Raw genomic sequence first — 14,049 nt, forward strand, 5'->3', positions numbered from 1 at the left:
ATGAATTCTGATTGGGTTTACCCCGATTCTGGCACGGAGGCGTCTCATGCGTGTGACGCGGGCGCAGAAAAGGGGGCCGAAGCCCCCTTTTGCATTGCGTCCGTGCTGCCCGCCGCTATTGGGCGAGCGAGCCAAAGCAGCGCGCAGCCACCCAATCAATAGCGGTAGTGGGCCGGCTTGAACGGGCCGTTCTTGGCAACGTTGATGTACGCGGCCTGTTCGTCGGTCAGCGTCGTCAGCTTGGCGCCGATGCGGCCCAGATGCAGGCGGGCGACCATCTCGTCGAGGTGCTTCGGCAACACGTAGACGCCGACCGGGTACTGTTCGCGCTTGGTGAACAGCTCGATCTGCGCCAGCACCTGGTTGGCGAACGAGTTCGACATCACGAAGCTCGGGTGGCCGGTGGCGCAGCCGAGGTTCACCAGGCGGCCTTCGGCCAGAAGGATGATGCGCTTGCCGTCTTCGAACTCGATGTGGTCGACCTGCGGCTTGATGTTGTCCCAGTTGTACTGGCGCAGCGACGCGACTTCGATTTCCGAGTCGAAGTGACCGATATTGCAGACGATGGCGTTGTGCTTCATCGCCTTCATGTGAGCGTGGGTGATCACGGCGACGTTGCCGGTGGTGGTGACGAAGATGTCACCCTGATCGGCGACTTCGTCCATCAGCACGACGCGGTAGCCTTCCATCGCCGCCTGCAGCGCGCAGATCGGGTCGACTTCGGTGACCCAGACGGTGGCGCCCAGACCGCGCAGCGATTGCGCGCAACCCTTGCCCACGTCGCCGTAGCCGAGAACGATCGCGACCTTGCCGGCGATCATCACGTCGGTGGCGCGCTTGATGCCGTCGACCAGCGATTCGCGGCAGCCGTACAGGTTGTCGAACTTGGACTTGGTGACCGAGTCATTGACGTTGATCGCCGGGAAGGCCAGTTGGCCCTTCTCGTGCATCTGGTACAGGCGATGCACGCCGGTGGTGGTTTCCTCGGTCACGCCTTGGATGTGGGCGAGGCGGGTCGAGTACCACTTCGGATCCTTGGCGATCTGCGCCTTGATCGCCGCGTACAGCACGGTTTCTTCTTCGTTGGTCGGCTTGGACACCAGCGACAGATCGGTTTCGGCGCGGGCGCCGAGATGCAGCAGCAGCGTTGCGTCGCCGCCGTCATCGAGGATCATATTGGCGTATTCGCCGTTGCCGAAATCAAAGATGCGGTGGGTGAAGTCCCAGTATTCTTCGAGCGATTCGCCCTTGTAGGCGAACACCGGCGTGCCTGCGGCGGCAATCGCGGCGGCGGCGTGATCCTGGGTCGAGAAGATATTGCACGACACCCAGCGCACTTGCGCGCCGAGCGCTTGCAGCGCTTCGATCAGCACGCCGGTCTGGATGGTCATGTGGATGCTGCCGGCGATGCGCGCGCCCTTCAGCGGCTGTGCGGCGCCAAACTGCTCGCGCACGGCCATCAGGCCCGGCATTTCGGTTTCGGCGATGTTCAGCTCCTTGCGGCCCCAGGCGGCAAGGGAGAGATCGGCGACGTGAAAATCGTTGAATTCGGCCACGGTGTATCGTCCTTCGTGTGGCCGGGAGGGATGCGGCTCACCCGCAATCCCCGTGCCCGGCACGGGTTGGTCAGGTGAGCGCCGTTGATCATTCCGAGCCTGGCCCTTGAACCTGGCCCATCAGGCGGCTGCGCCTGCGCATTTTGCTTCCGTCCGATGCTCGGAATCCTCATGGACTTCATGTCCATTCCGGTTCCTGTGCTTCGGGCGGCAACAAACCGCTTTGGCTCGCTCGCCTGCTGGGTCAGGTTCCGTGGAGGGTCGCAGCGCTCCTCGGAAGGGCTTGAATTCTATCGACTTTTGATGGATTCGTCAGCCGGCACTACTTGCGCTTGCGGCCGTTCCACCCAGCGGCAGCCGCGTCACCAGCACCTGGTCGATCCGGTAATGGTCGATGTCGACGACCTCGAAACGATAGCCTTGGCAGTCGATCGCCTCGGCCTTCTTCGGGATCTTCTTCAGCAGATACATCAGGAGGCCGGCGACCGTTTCGTAGTTGCCCTCGTCGGGCAGCTCGTCGATCTCGAGCACCGCCTTGAGGTCGGTGATCGGCGTGACGCCGTCGACCAGCCACGAGGTCTCGTCGCGGCGGACGATCTGGTCTTGCTGCGAGAGGTCGGTGACGCTGCCGATCAGGTGGCGGATCACGTCGTTGAGCGTGAAGATGCCGACGACCAGCGCGTATTCGTTGATGACGACGGCGAAGTCCTCGTGCGTTTCCTTGAAGCGGTCGAGCGCTTCGGACAGCGAGATCGTGTCAGGCACCAAGAGCACGCTCTTGACCGCGACCTGGCGCAAGCCGGCCTGCAGCGCCTCGGGCGCGCTTTTCAGCACGTGCTGCAGCAAATCCTTGGCGTCGACATAGGCGTAGACGCTGTCGATGCCGTCCTTGCACAAGAGGAATTTGGCGTGCGGCTCGTCGGTGATCTTCTGGCGGATCACGTCGTTGCTGTCGGTGTCGGTGAAGAAAATTACCAGCTCGCGCGAGGTCATCACCGAGGTGACGTAACGCTCGCCCATGTCGAACATGTTCTCGATGAAGGTGTGTTCCTTGCGCAGCAAGGTGCCGGCCTCGGCGCCGGCATCGACCAGCGCGACGATTTCGTCCGAGGTGATCGATTCAACCCGCTGCGTCGGCACCTTGAAGACGCGGAAGATCAGGTTGGCGACGCCGTCGAACAGCCACACCAGCGGCCGCAGCAGCATGGTGCAGACCATCATCGGCTTGACGATGCGCACCGCCATCTGTTCGGGCTTGAGCATGCCGAGGCGTTTGGGGATCAGGTCGGCGAACTGGATGAAGAGTCCGGTGGTGATCAGGAAGGACAGCAGGAAGGACAGCGTCGAGGCCAACTGCGCCTCGATTTTCAGCCGGGCGAACCAGTCGGTGAGATAGGGCGTGAACGTCGCATCGCCGACGATACCGCCGAGAATCGCCACCGCGTTGACGCCGACCTGGACCACGGTGAAGAAATCACCGGGCTTTTCCTGCAGCGCAATCACCAGCGGCGCATTGGCCTCGCCTTCGTCGGCCATCATCTGCAGCCGGAACTTGCGCGCGGCGGCGAGCGAAATCTCCGAAATCGAGAAAAAGGCACTGAAGCCGAGTAGGGCCAGTAGGGTGAAAAGACCTGTGGTCAGGCTCATCTTGGGATTCCTGTTGTCCCGGCGCTTGCAGTGCCGGCGGCTTCATTGTGGCGGTTTCGACAGCAAACCGCAGCTTTCACTCCAGCTTATCGACGGCCGCGGCCAAGGTATACCATGTGGAAGTTCACCGGTAATTTGCACGTAAAGCCTTGTTGTCCATGGGCTATCCTGAAATTTCAACCCAAAAAGCAAGGAGGCAGGACCATGGTATGCAAGTGGTTGTTCCCCATCGCGCTGGTTGGCGCGCTTGCAGCGCAACCGGTGCTGGCCGAAGCGGTCAGCGATCAGGCCAAGCCGGAAGCCGATGCCAAATCGCCGTCGGCGCAACGCGCCAAGATCCGCCAGATCGCAAGCGATACCTTGGCCGACGTCTACCAGGCCCACCCCGAGGCACAGGCTACGGTCGCCAAATCGGCCGGCTATGCGGTGTTCGATACCGGCGGCGCAATGATCCTGTTTGCCGGTGCGGGTGGTGGCAGCGGCGTGGCCGTCAGCCTGCCATCGAAGAAGGAAACCTTCATGGGCGTCGCGCAGGCCAAGGCTGGCCTGGGCCTAGGGATCAAGAATTCCCGCCTGGTGCTGGTGTTCATGAGCCAGAAGGCGTTCAACAAGTTCATTACCTCGGGCTGGGCGTTCAGCGGCGATGCCACCGCCGCCGCCAAGGCCAACGACAAGGGCGTCGGCCTGACCGGCGCCAGCATGATCGCGGCCGATGTCTACGCCTACCAGTTCACCGAGAACGGCCTGACGGCCGAAGCGACGGTGGCCGGTAGCAAGTACTACGTCGACAAGAAGCTCAATACGGGCAAATAAGCGCCCGGACACTGGCGCCAGGGCCGCAGCGCGGATGGCGCCAGTTGTCTGAACGGGGTATCAGTAGCGCGGGCACGCCGGGTCGACGTCGTCGGCCCAGGCGGCCATGCCGCCATCGAGATTGATCAGCTGGCCAAAGCCGTTGCGCTCCAGAAAGCCGGCGACCTGATAGCTGCGCATGCCGTGATGGCAGATCACCACGGTCGGCGCGTCCGGGTCGAGTTCGAGCTGGCGCGACGGAATCTCACCCATCGGAATATGTTTGAACTCGGCGCTGGCGTCGGCCAGGCTGCAGGTGGCGATTTCCCAGCCTTCGCGCACGTCAAGCAGTACCGGCTTGGCACGCGCGTCGTCGGCCAGCCATTCGGCGAGTTGGGTCGGGGAGAGATGTTGCATGGTCTTGGCCTGAAAACGGATGGATGCTGGCGATTGTGCCACCGGCTTGCCGTCTGGCAACAGCCTGTTTCAGTCGAGCTTAGCCGAGCAGCCGCTCCGCCGCCTGCCACCCCCACCACGCCGCCTCTTCGAAGATCGAATAAGCCGACAGATCGCTGTGCGCGAACAGCAGCTTGCCGTCGGCCTCGGCGAGTGCGCGCGTGCCGGTGTTGCCGAGGAAGCCGGGTCGCGGCGACGGCATCGCGTGGCCGCGCAGCGTGATCTCGACCGCGCTGGTATTGCGCGTCAGCCGCCAGCCATAGACCTCGGCCAGATCGCTCGCCGCCAGTGCATACAGCTCATCAGCGCCGGCACTCGCCAGCCAGCGGCGCACCTCGAGCGGCTTGCCGTGCGAGAGCGCATGGTAGGCGCTGAACACCGTGCGCTCGGGCCGTGCGGCGCGGATCTGCTGGTGCGTCGCGACGACGTAGCCGAGCCCCTTGCCCTGATACACCACGTTGTCCCACGCCAGCGCCTCGCCGGTCTTCTCGGCAGGAAAGTGGTCCATGGCGAAATTGGCGACCAGCCACGGTGCATGCTCGGGCGTGTGGATTGCCGGGTCAAAACCGTAGGCGCCGATGTTTTCGACCACATGCGCGGCGACCATCAGCGGCATCGCGATCACCGCACGTTTGGCATGGATGCGGACCAACCGGCCGTTCTGCAATACCAGCGCCTCGACGCCGTCACGGCGTTCGACCACGCGCACGACGCTGCCGGCCAGCGTGCGTTGCGGCGTGATCGCCTTGAGCTGGTGCCGCGCCGGCGTGTTCAGCCCGTCGGCCCAGGTCAGCACCGCGTCGCTGCCGCCGTTGCTTGCCCTGCCGTTGCGGCTGGCGAAGTAGTGCAGCCCGGCCCACGCCGACGTGTGGGCCAGATCGGTGCCGAAATCGTCGCGGCAGCAGTATTCCAGATACCACAGCAGGCTGGGCGCGGTGTAGCCGTGGCGGGCCAGCCAGTGCGCGAAGCTCTCGCGATCCAGCGCGCGCCATTCGGCATCGGTTGAGGACAGCGCCAGCGGGATTTCGAACAGCCGCAGCCCGTCGCTGCCGCGGCGGGTTTTCAGCGATTCGGTGTAGCCGTAGAAGCGCTGCTGCTCGGCGATCTCAAACGCCGGCACGCCGTGATGCGGCTGCACGCCGTCCTGCCAGCGGCCGTTGATCCACAGCCGCGATTCGGGTGCATGCACCAGCGCGGATTCGTCGTACTCGGGCGCGGCGGCGAAGGCGTCGTCGGCGAGTTTCATCTCGGCCAGCAGCGTACGGACGGGGGTCGATGCCTGGGTCGGCAGCGGCAGATAGTGCGCGCCGGTCGGGCACGGTACGTCGCCGATCCGGCTGGCGGCGGCATTGCCGAACGGCTCGGGGCCGGTGACGAGGACGAAGTGGTCGAAGCCTTCGCGCGCCAAGCGCCAGCCGGCGGTCAGGCCGGCAATGCCGCTGCCGAGGATCGCCACGTCGGTATGGATCTCGCCGCTGACGGCTAGACCGGTGGTCGCGCGGTGGTCGCGCAGCGCATGGCCGATGTCCATGCCGGGGCGGGCAAGGCGGATTTCGGGGCCCCAACGGCAGCCGGGCAAGGTCGAGGCGAGCCCGGCGGCGACGCCGGCCTGCAGGAACGCGCGCCGTTTCAATCCGGCCTCATCGCTGTACGTTGCGCCAGTCCTGCTCGAAATAATGCACGAGCGACTGGGTGTTGAGCCGGTTCGGTTCGACCGCAAGCGGCTGCATGTCCGGCGGGAAATCGAACATCAGCCTGATTGCCGCCGGGTTCAGATAGCGCGTCGGCACCGGAATGCGCTCGGGCGGCGCGTAGCCGGGCTGCGCGCCGGCGATGATGAAGCCCCACTCACCGAACGACGGCACATAGGTGTGATAGGGCCAGGTATGAAAGCCGACCTCGCGCAGCGTCGCGTTGATGCTCCAGAAACTGCGCGGCGCGAAGTACGGCGACGTCGACTGGACGACGACCAGCCCGTGCTCGGCGACGTGGCGTTTGAGCAGCCGATACATCGGCACCGAATACAGTTTGCCGAGCGCGAAATTCGATGGGTCGGGGAAGTCGACGATCACCGCGTCGTAGACCTGATCGTGGTTTTCCAGCCAGCGGCCGGCGTCGTCGTTGATCACGTGGACGCGCTTGTCCTTGAGCGCGCCGTGGTTCAGCGCGGTCAGCGCCGGCGCGGTGGCGAACAGCGTCGTCATCGCCGGATCGAGATCGACGAGGGTGATGGCCTCGACCTGCGGGTATTTGAGCAGCTCGCGCGCGGCCAGCCCGTCGCCGCCGCCGAGCACCAGCACGCGTCTGGCCCACGGTAGCGTCGCCATGACCGGATGCACCAGCGCTTCGTGGTAGCGGAACTCGTCGCGGCTGGAAAACTGCAGATTGCCGTTGATATGCAGCCGCAGATCGTCGTGCCAGCGGGTGATCACCAGCCGCTGATAGGGCGTGGTTTCGGCGTGGATGATTTCGTCGCCGAACAGGCTTTTTTCCGACCATTGCACCAGCCGGTCGGCCACGGCGAAACCGGCGATCAGCAGCGCCAGTACGACGAGCGCGCGGCTCATCTGCGCCCGCAAGCCCGGCAGCTCGCGCCGGAACGCGTAGGCGGTCCAGATCGCCACGCCGACGTTGCAGATGCCGAACAAGAGGCCGGTGCGCGCGAGCCCGAGCTTGGGCGCCAGCACCAGCGGAAACAGCAGGGACACCGCCAAGGCGCCCAGGTAATCGAAGGTCAGCACCCGGCTCACCAGCTCGCGGAACTCGGCCTGGCGCTGGTTCAGCACGCGCATCACCAGCGGGATTTCCATGCCGACCAGCGTGCCGATGATCAGCACCAGCGCGTACAGCACGGTGCGGAACGGCGCAGCCAGCCAGCTGAACACCAGAAACAGCAGCAAGGCCGCGACGCCGCCGATCAGGCCGACCAGAAGCTCGATATCGATGAAGCGCGCCAGACTGTCCTCGTCCTTCACATACTGGGAGAGGTGGGAGCCGATGCCCATCGCGAACAGATAGGCGCCGATGATCGATGAAAACTGCAGGATCGAATCGCCGAGCAGATAGCTCGCCAGCGCGCCGGCGATCAGCTCGTAGGCCAGACCGCACGAGGCAACGACAAAAACCGAAAGAATGAGCAGGCGATCCAACACGGCACCGGAGATGATGAATAACAGCTTTTATTTGGCGTAAACTTCACGCCTGTTTCAGCAAGGATGCGCGCATGCTACCGCTGTACTCGTATTTGATCTATCTGCTCTCCGGCCTGGCGCTGGTCGCCCTGTTCGCAGCGGTCTACACCCGGGTGACGCCGTTTGCCGAAATCGCGCTGATCCGCCAGGGCTGCCTCGCCGCGGCGCTGTCGTTCGGCGGCGCGCTGCTCGGCTTCTCGTTCACCGTCGCCGCCAGTGCGGTGATCCACGCCAGCTACCCGATGTTCCTGCTGTGGGCGGCGACGGCAGCGCTGGTGCAGCTTGTCGCCTACTCAGTACTCTCGCGGCTGTTGCCGCAGATGAATCAGGCGCTGATCGAGAACAATGTCGCGATGGGTGCGCTGATGGGCAGCGTGTCGCTGACCGTCGGCGTGATCAACGCCGCCTGCCTGTCCTGAACGCGGCCATCCTGCTGGCCGGACTCACTTGCCGTACAACTTGTACTGTTGTGACCGAAGAGAATCCCGTAGGGGCTTTTCGTACGCCTTGCCAGCACCGCTGCGCTGGATTTGTTAGCCGCTTTGAACAAGGAGTTTGACCATGTCCCTGGGCTCATTCATCAAGAAACAGTTTATCGACATCCTGCAGTGGAACGAGGACAGCGACGGTGTGCTGGCCTGGCGTTTCCCGATGGCGGATTTCGAAATCCAGTACGGCGCCAGCCTGACGGTGCGCGAATCGCAGCAGGCGGTGTTCATCAACGAAGGCCAGATCGCCGACGTGTTTGCGCCAGGCATGTTCAAGCTGACGACGCAGACGCTGCCGGTACTGACCTATCTGAAGAACTGGGACAAGCTGTTTGAATCGCCGTTCAAGAGCGATGTCTACTTCTTCAGCACCCGGGTGCAGCTCGGCCGCAAATGGGGCACGCCACAGCCGATCACCATCCGCGATGCCGACTTCGGCATGGTGCGGATGCGCGCCTTCGGCATCTATTCGTACAAGCTGGTCGATCCGAAGCTGTTCTTTACCGCCATCAGTGGCACGCGCGAACAGTACACGCGTGACGAGCTGGAAACGCAGCTGCGCAATCTCGTCGTGTCGACCATGACCAGCACGCTGGGCGCCAGCGGCATTCCCTTCCTCGATATGGCGGCCAATCAGGCGCTGATGGGGCAGAAAATCGCCGAGGCCTTGGCGCCGACGTTCGCGCAGTACGGCCTTGCGCTCGACAATTTCGCCGTCGAAAACGTCTCGTTGCCCGAGGAGCTGCAAAAGGCGATCGATACGCGGATTTCCATGGGCATGGTCGGCGATCTGCACAAATTCACCCAGTACCAGACCGCGCAGAGCATTCCGCTGGCGGCGCAGAACGAAGGCGGCCTCGCCGGTATCGGCGCCGGGCTCGCGGCCGGCGTCGGTGTTGGCCAGGTGATGGCCGATGCGATGCGCGGCGCCATCGCGGCACCGGCTGCGGGCGTTGCTGCCGGTGTGGCGGCTGGGGCAGCGGTAGCAGGCGCCGCTGCGGCGGGTACGGCGGCCGACGACCCGCAGGCCAAGCTCGCCAAACTCAAGGGCCTGCTCGACCAAGGGCTGATTTCGCAGGCCGACTACGACAGCGCCAAGGCGGAAGTGCTGAAGAAGCTGATCGGCTGAAGCGATGGCTGTCATCTATCTGATTGCCTTGATCGTGATCCTCATGGCGGGTGCTTTCGTGGCGTATCGGAGCCGCCACGATGCGCTTCTCTCCAGCGGCTGGGCCGTGCTCTACACCGGTGTCGCTTGCCCATCGGCGGCACGGCTGTTGCCATCGGCTCAGTCCGTGCTGCTGCTTGTGGGCGTGGTTTGCATGCTGATTGGCTGGCTGATGGTGCGGAGGGCTCGAGCGCGGTGCGCCGGGCCTTCGGCTTAAGTGGCCGGCATGTATAGAGTCGCCTGCCCCTCCTGCGGCGCCGAGGTCGTTTTCCGCTCGACCATTTCGGTGATGGCCGTTTGCGAGTACTGCCGTACCGTGGTGCTGCGCGAGCTTGAGGCCGTGCGCGAGCAGGGCAAGCTGTCCAACGTGCTCGAAGACGCGTCGCCGCTGCAGATCGGCAGCAGCGGCGTCTACTTGGGGCGGCACTTCGCCCTCGTCGGCCGGATCCAGTTGCGTTACGACGCCGGTTTCTGGAACGAGTGGTATGCGCTGTTCGACGACGGCAGTGCCGGCTGGCTGGCCGAGGCCGGGGGCCAGTACGTGTTCACGCTGGCGGTGAACGATGCCACCGAGATTCCGGCGTTCGATGTGCTGCGCGTCGGGGCGATTTACCGCTACGGCGGCAACAGCTACACGATGTCGGACGTGCGCAGCGCGCGCTGTACCGGTGGCCAGGGCGAACTGCCTTTTGCGATCAAGGACGGCTGGGAGGCCAAGGTCGCCGATGCGCGTTGCCGCGATCGCTTCCTGACGCTCGATTATTCGGACGACAAGCCGCAGGCCTACGTCGGCAACGCCACGCCGCTGGCGACCTTGAACATGCAATTGCTGCGCGACGACGACGCGATCGTCGCTACGGCCGGCCGCCTGCGCGGCACGCCACAGACGCTGGCGTGCCCGAGCTGCGGCAGCCCGCTGGATTTCCCGGCCGGCGTCGCGACGCAGCTGGTGTGCCCGGCGTGTCATGCCGAAGTCGATTGCAGCAGCGACACCGCGATGCTGATCGCCAAGCGCAGCGAACTTGCCAGCGTGAAGACGACCCTGAGCATCGGCGACGTCGGTACGATCGCCGGCCGCAAGTGGTCGGTGATCGGTCTCTTGCGTTGCCGCGAGTTGGAGGATGCGACCTCCAGCTGGAGCGAGTACCTGCTCTACCACCCGAGCGCCGGGCTGCAGTGGCTGGTCGAAAGTGAAGAAGGCTGGGATCAGGTGCGCGTACTCGACATCTGGCCCGAATCGGCGAGCATGGAGCAGGCGGTGTACAAGGGCGAGCAGTTCCGCCATCTGTACGAGTATGCCTCGGTGGTCACCTTTGCCGCCGGCGCGTTCAACTGGCGCGCCGCCGTCGGCGACAAGACCTGGATTTCCGATTACGAGCGCAACGGCGTCAAGTTGACGCGCGAATCGAGCGCGCAGGAAATGGGCTGGTCGCGCAGCGAGCGCGTGTCGGCGCAGCTCGTGGGCCAGTGGTTCGGCAAACCGGCGCTGGCGGCGGCGAGCGCCAAGCGCACCACGCTGGCCGGCGGCCGCGAATCGCTGCGCCGGCCGGCGATCTACGCGATGGTGGCCTTCCTGTTGTTCAATCTGCCGATCTGGATCGCGTCGGGCTTCGATAGCGACATCCTGATGGTCGGCTTTGTCGCCATGATCCTGCTGTGGATTCCGGCCAACCAGGATTTCGACGGCTGACCATGTCCCGATTTGTTTATGTGATCTATTGCCTGATCGTCATCGCGGTATCGACGCTGATCAATCTGTCGCAGACCGACGACAGCGGCCGCAGCAGTCGCGGCTGGGGCGGCGGCTATTACGGCGGCGGCTCGTCGTACAGCGGCGGGCACAAGTGAGTACGATCGAGCCGGTCGGCCGCCATCTGCTGGCCGACCTGTGCGGCGTCCCGCCGGCTCTGCTCAGCGATGCGGTCGCGATCGAAGCCGCGCTGCGCGCCGCTGCGGCCGACGCAGGCGCAACGGTGCTGTTCGGCCATGTCCACCCGTTCGGCGACGGCCAGGGCGTGACCGGCGTGTTGCTGCTGATGGAGTCGCACATCAGCATCCACACCTGGCCCGAACACGGCTTTGCAGCCGTCGACGTGTTCATGTGCGGCGATGCACGGCCCGAGCTGGCGCTGGCCAGCCTGCAGGCCTTCTTCGCACCGGCCGATTGCATCCAGCGCCTCGCGCCGCGCGGGCTGTTGCGCGATTCTTGACGCCGGTCGTGGCGCTTCGGTCGCCGGCGCCGATAATGTCGGCATGAACTACGCTCCTACGTCCTCCGCATCGGCCGAACCGTCGGCACCGGCCGCCCGCCGCAGCACGCTGGTCAGCGTGGTCGTGAACATCGGCCTGAGCATCGTGCAGATCGTCGTCGGCGTGCTGTCGCATTCGCAGGGGCTGGTGGCCGACGGCCTGCACTCGCTGTCCGACCTCGTTTCCGATTTTGTCGTGCTGTTCGCCAACCGCTACAGCGGCAAGGCGCCCGATGCCGATCACCAGTATGGCCACCAGCGCTACGAAAACGCCGCGTCCTTCGTCATCGGCGTGATCCTGCTCGCCGTCGGCATCGGCATGCTCTGGTCTGCATTGCAGAAGCTGCAGACGCCAGCGCTGATTCCACAGGTTCATCTGGTAGCGCTGTGGGTGGCGCTTGGCGCGCTGGTGGTGAAGGAGTTGCTGTTCCGCTATCTGCTTGCCGTCGCGCAGCGCGTGCGCTCCAGCCTGCTGGCGGCCAATGCCTGGCATGCGCGCTCGGATGCGGCGTCGTCGCTGGTCGTCGCGATCGGCATCGTCGGCAACCTTGCCGGTCTGACGCTGCTGGATCCGATCGCAGCACTGATCGTCGGTTTCATGGTCGGTCGCATGGGCTGGAGCTTTGCGTGGCGCTCGCTGCACGAGCTGATGGACCACGCCGCCGACGTCGACGATATCGCGCGCATCCGCGCCATCGTCGTCGCGACGCCGGGCGTGCTTGGCGTGCACGACCTGCGCACCCGCAAGATGGGTGACCTGATCCTCGTCGACGTGCACCTCGAGATCGACGGCACGATCACCGTCGCCGCTGGTCATGCGATCGCCGAGGCGGTGCGCGAGCGGGTGATGGCGGCGCTGCCGGTGCTCGACGTGATGACGCACGTCGATCCGGCCGAAACGGCCTAGCGCAACAGGGCGACGGCGAGCAGGCCGGCGCTGAGCAGCAGGCACAGCGATTCGAAGTGACGGCCGCCACGGGTATAGACGGTGGGCTTGGACAGCGCCGCAGGCAGCGGTGCTCGGACGATGGCCATTTCCCGGTTGCTGGGAGCCTCGGCAATGAGGCGACCATAGGGATCGCTGATCGTCAGCAGGCCGTTGCGCGCGGCGCGCAGCACCGGCAGACCGCACTCGATGCCGCGAAGCACGGCAAGACGCGACCGTACCCAGCCATCGGCGCCGAAATCCCACGCCGGCACCGCCAGCGCATCCATCGGCGGCGCGTAGTCGCGGGTGCTGGTGGCGAAAAACACGTCGCGACAGATGACCAGGGCGATCCGCCCCTGTGGGCAGGACGCGACGACGGATTGCCTGCCGGCGACCAGTCCGTCTTCCCAGCCGGGCACCAGACAGCGTTTGGTGTAATCGACGGTGCTGCCGTCGGGCCGGTAGACGCGGGCGATATTGTGCTGGCCGTCGGCCTTCCCGTGTTCGAGGCCGACCACCACCGTGCTGTGTCGGGTCCGCGCCAATGACAGGCAAGCATCGTCGACGTCGGTGCCGCTGAGCAGCAGTTTTTCCGGCAACACGATCAGGCCGTGCAGCGGGGCGTCGGCGAGTGCATTGGTATACGCGGCGAGCAGCTCGGCGCGGCCCGCCGCATCGCCGGGATTATCGATGTCCCTGGCCGCCAGCGTGACGGAGACGGGCGCCGGCGCCGTGGTCTGCCGCAGCCGGGCGATGCCGTAGATGAAGGCACCCGCCAGCACGAGCAGCGAAACGCACAAGCTCGGTATCTGGCCTTGATCGCCATGCCAGACGGCTTGGATCAGTTGCGCAAGCCAGGCCGAGCCGAGCCCGAGGAGGAAGACAATGCCGCGCAGTCCGAGCAGTGCGGCAATCTGCACCAGCGGTGCCAGATCGGCCTGGGTGTTGGCCAGCGTGACCGCGTCGCCGTGTGGCCAGAGCCTGCCGATGACGATTTCGAGCGTCACCAGCGCCAGCGGCCAGGCCAGCACGGCCAGTGCCGCCGGCAGCACAGTGCCGAGCGCGCGGTGGAGGAACATCAGCAGCACGAGGCCAAGCGCCTGCTGTATCAGCGTCGACAGCGTGCCGCGCCAGGGCATGATCGTGCGAAGGTAGCCAAAACTGGCGCCGTAGCCGATCACGCCGGCGACCAGCGCGCTTGCCGCCAGCAGCCACGGCGGAGTGGTGGGCGCGAGCAGCAGCAGCGGGACCGGAGCCAGCCATGCCAGCCACCAGACCGGTCGCAATCCCCAACCGCGGCGTATCGCCAGGCCGGAGGCAAGGGCGGCCAGCATGGCCAGCAATTCGGCGGTCATGGCGCAGGCCGGCGGGCAAGGATCGACGGGGAGGCGCGCATCTGGGGGCCTTGGCGTGGATGGGATGCGCGATCATGCTGGCGATACGGTGGCGTTGCCTGATCGGACTTGCGGACGTGCTGATCCGGCTTGCGGTGTGCCGGGCTTGCGGTGCACTGGGCTTGGGCGCGGGCGGATGAAAAAACGGGATGGCAAAGCCATCCCGTTTGTCGTTGCTTG

Annotated in this window: 14 protein-coding genes and 1 riboswitch; of the genes, 8 read left to right on the forward strand and 6 right to left on the reverse strand. The window is 65.2% G+C overall.

Annotation, left to right across the window (positions count from 1 at the left end; all coding sequences use genetic code 11):
* Positions 1-155 precede the first annotated feature (155 nt).
* Together ahcY and R0382_RS07140 are read right to left on the reverse strand one after the other, a co-directional pair.
* Positions 156-1,556, reverse strand: coding sequence for an adenosylhomocysteinase (gene ahcY, locus R0382_RS07135; protein WP_432723540.1), 1,401 nt, complete (start codon positions 1,554-1,556; stop codon positions 156-158).
* Positions 1,557-1,625: 69 nt separating this feature from the next.
* Positions 1,626-1,837, reverse strand: a riboswitch (S-adenosyl-L-homocysteine riboswitch).
* Positions 1,838-1,868: 31 nt separating this feature from the next.
* Positions 1,869-3,203, reverse strand: a complete 1,335-nt coding sequence (locus R0382_RS07140) for a hemolysin family protein (protein WP_432723541.1) — start codon at positions 3,201-3,203, stop codon at positions 1,869-1,871.
* Between the two features lie 204 nt (positions 3,204-3,407).
* Here R0382_RS07140 and R0382_RS07145 point away from each other — a divergent pair, with 204 nt between their 5' ends.
* Positions 3,408-4,016, forward strand: coding sequence for a YSC84-related protein (locus R0382_RS07145; RefSeq protein ID WP_432723542.1), 609 nt, complete (start codon positions 3,408-3,410; stop codon positions 4,014-4,016).
* A gap of 60 nt (positions 4,017-4,076) precedes the next feature.
* On the opposite strand, the gene R0382_RS07150 is transcribed toward R0382_RS07145, so the two are convergent.
* The 3 genes from R0382_RS07150 to R0382_RS07160 form a co-directional block, all read right to left on the reverse strand.
* A complete protein-coding gene (locus R0382_RS07150) occupies positions 4,077-4,412 on the reverse strand; it encodes a rhodanese-like domain-containing protein (protein ID WP_432723543.1) in 336 nt (111 codons plus the stop codon).
* A 79-nt stretch (positions 4,413-4,491) separates the two neighbouring features.
* On the reverse strand, positions 4,492-6,084 hold the full coding sequence (locus tag R0382_RS07155) for an NAD(P)-binding protein (RefSeq protein ID WP_432723544.1): 1,593 nt from the start codon (positions 6,082-6,084) through the stop codon (positions 4,492-4,494).
* A 7-nt stretch (positions 6,085-6,091) separates the two neighbouring features.
* A complete protein-coding gene (locus R0382_RS07160) occupies positions 6,092-7,600 on the reverse strand; it encodes a polyamine aminopropyltransferase (protein WP_432723545.1) in 1,509 nt (502 codons plus the stop codon).
* 74 nt (positions 7,601-7,674) lie between these two features.
* Here R0382_RS07160 and R0382_RS07165 point away from each other — a divergent pair, with 74 nt between their 5' ends.
* From R0382_RS07165 to R0382_RS07195, 7 genes are all read left to right on the forward strand, one after another.
* On the forward strand, positions 7,675-8,061 hold the full coding sequence (locus R0382_RS07165; protein ID WP_432723546.1) for a DUF350 domain-containing protein: 387 nt from the start codon (positions 7,675-7,677) through the stop codon (positions 8,059-8,061).
* 148 nt (positions 8,062-8,209) lie between these two features.
* Positions 8,210-9,259, forward strand: a complete 1,050-nt coding sequence (locus tag R0382_RS07170; RefSeq protein WP_432724133.1) for an SPFH domain-containing protein — start codon at positions 8,210-8,212, stop codon at positions 9,257-9,259.
* 4 nt (positions 9,260-9,263) lie between these two features.
* A complete protein-coding gene (locus R0382_RS07175) occupies positions 9,264-9,515 on the forward strand; it encodes a hypothetical protein (RefSeq protein ID WP_432723547.1) in 252 nt (83 codons plus the stop codon).
* A gap of 9 nt (positions 9,516-9,524) precedes the next feature.
* A complete protein-coding gene (locus R0382_RS07180; RefSeq protein ID WP_432723548.1) occupies positions 9,525-10,988 on the forward strand; it encodes a DUF4178 domain-containing protein in 1,464 nt (487 codons plus the stop codon).
* Positions 10,989-10,990: 2 nt separating this feature from the next.
* On the forward strand, positions 10,991-11,146 hold the full coding sequence (locus R0382_RS07185) for a hypothetical protein (RefSeq protein WP_432723549.1): 156 nt from the start codon (positions 10,991-10,993) through the stop codon (positions 11,144-11,146).
* Entirely contained in the window at positions 11,143-11,508 is a 366-nt protein-coding gene (gene speD / locus R0382_RS07190; protein WP_432723550.1) for an adenosylmethionine decarboxylase, read from the forward strand. Before R0382_RS07185 ends, speD begins: the two co-directional genes overlap by 4 nt.
* A gap of 43 nt (positions 11,509-11,551) precedes the next feature.
* Positions 11,552-12,454 carry a cation diffusion facilitator family transporter gene (locus tag R0382_RS07195; RefSeq protein ID WP_432723551.1) on the forward strand — a complete coding sequence of 301 codons (903 nt, stop codon included), beginning with the start codon at positions 11,552-11,554 and terminating at the stop codon, positions 12,452-12,454.
* Here R0382_RS07195 and R0382_RS07200 read toward each other — a convergent pair.
* Entirely contained in the window at positions 12,451-13,830 is a 1,380-nt protein-coding gene (locus R0382_RS07200) for a nitrilase-related carbon-nitrogen hydrolase (RefSeq protein WP_432723552.1), read from the reverse strand. The two genes, R0382_RS07195 and R0382_RS07200, sit on opposite strands and share 4 nt — an antisense overlap.
* Positions 13,831-14,049 lie beyond the last annotated feature (219 nt).

The organism is Jeongeupia wiesaeckerbachi (assembly GCF_050916355.1).
Taxonomy (GTDB): domain Bacteria; phylum Pseudomonadota; class Gammaproteobacteria; order Burkholderiales; family Chitinibacteraceae; genus Jeongeupia; species Jeongeupia wiesaeckerbachi.

Bases quoted from the DNA above. Each gene is read 5' to 3' on its own strand.
- R0382_RS07185 (WP_432723549.1), top strand. From the start codon at position 10,991: ATGTCCCGATTTGTTTATGTGATCTATTGCCTGATCGTCATCGCGGTA.
- R0382_RS07195 (WP_432723551.1), top strand. From the start codon at position 11,552: ATGAACTACGCTCCTACGTCCTCCGCATCGGCCGAACCGTCGGCACCG.
- R0382_RS07200 (WP_432723552.1), bottom strand. From the start codon at position 13,830: ATGACCGCCGAATTGCTGGCCATGCTGGCCGCCCTTGCCTCCGGCCTG.
- R0382_RS07165 (WP_432723546.1), top strand. From the start codon at position 7,675: ATGCTACCGCTGTACTCGTATTTGATCTATCTGCTCTCCGGCCTGGCG.
- R0382_RS07145 (WP_432723542.1), top strand. From the start codon at position 3,408: ATGGTATGCAAGTGGTTGTTCCCCATCGCGCTGGTTGGCGCGCTTGCA.
- R0382_RS07175 (WP_432723547.1), top strand. From the start codon at position 9,264: ATGGCTGTCATCTATCTGATTGCCTTGATCGTGATCCTCATGGCGGGT.
- R0382_RS07140 (WP_432723541.1), bottom strand. From the start codon at position 3,203: ATGAGCCTGACCACAGGTCTTTTCACCCTACTGGCCCTACTCGGCTTC.
- R0382_RS07180 (WP_432723548.1), top strand. From the start codon at position 9,525: ATGTATAGAGTCGCCTGCCCCTCCTGCGGCGCCGAGGTCGTTTTCCGC.
- R0382_RS07150 (WP_432723543.1), bottom strand. From the start codon at position 4,412: ATGCAACATCTCTCCCCGACCCAACTCGCCGAATGGCTGGCCGACGAC.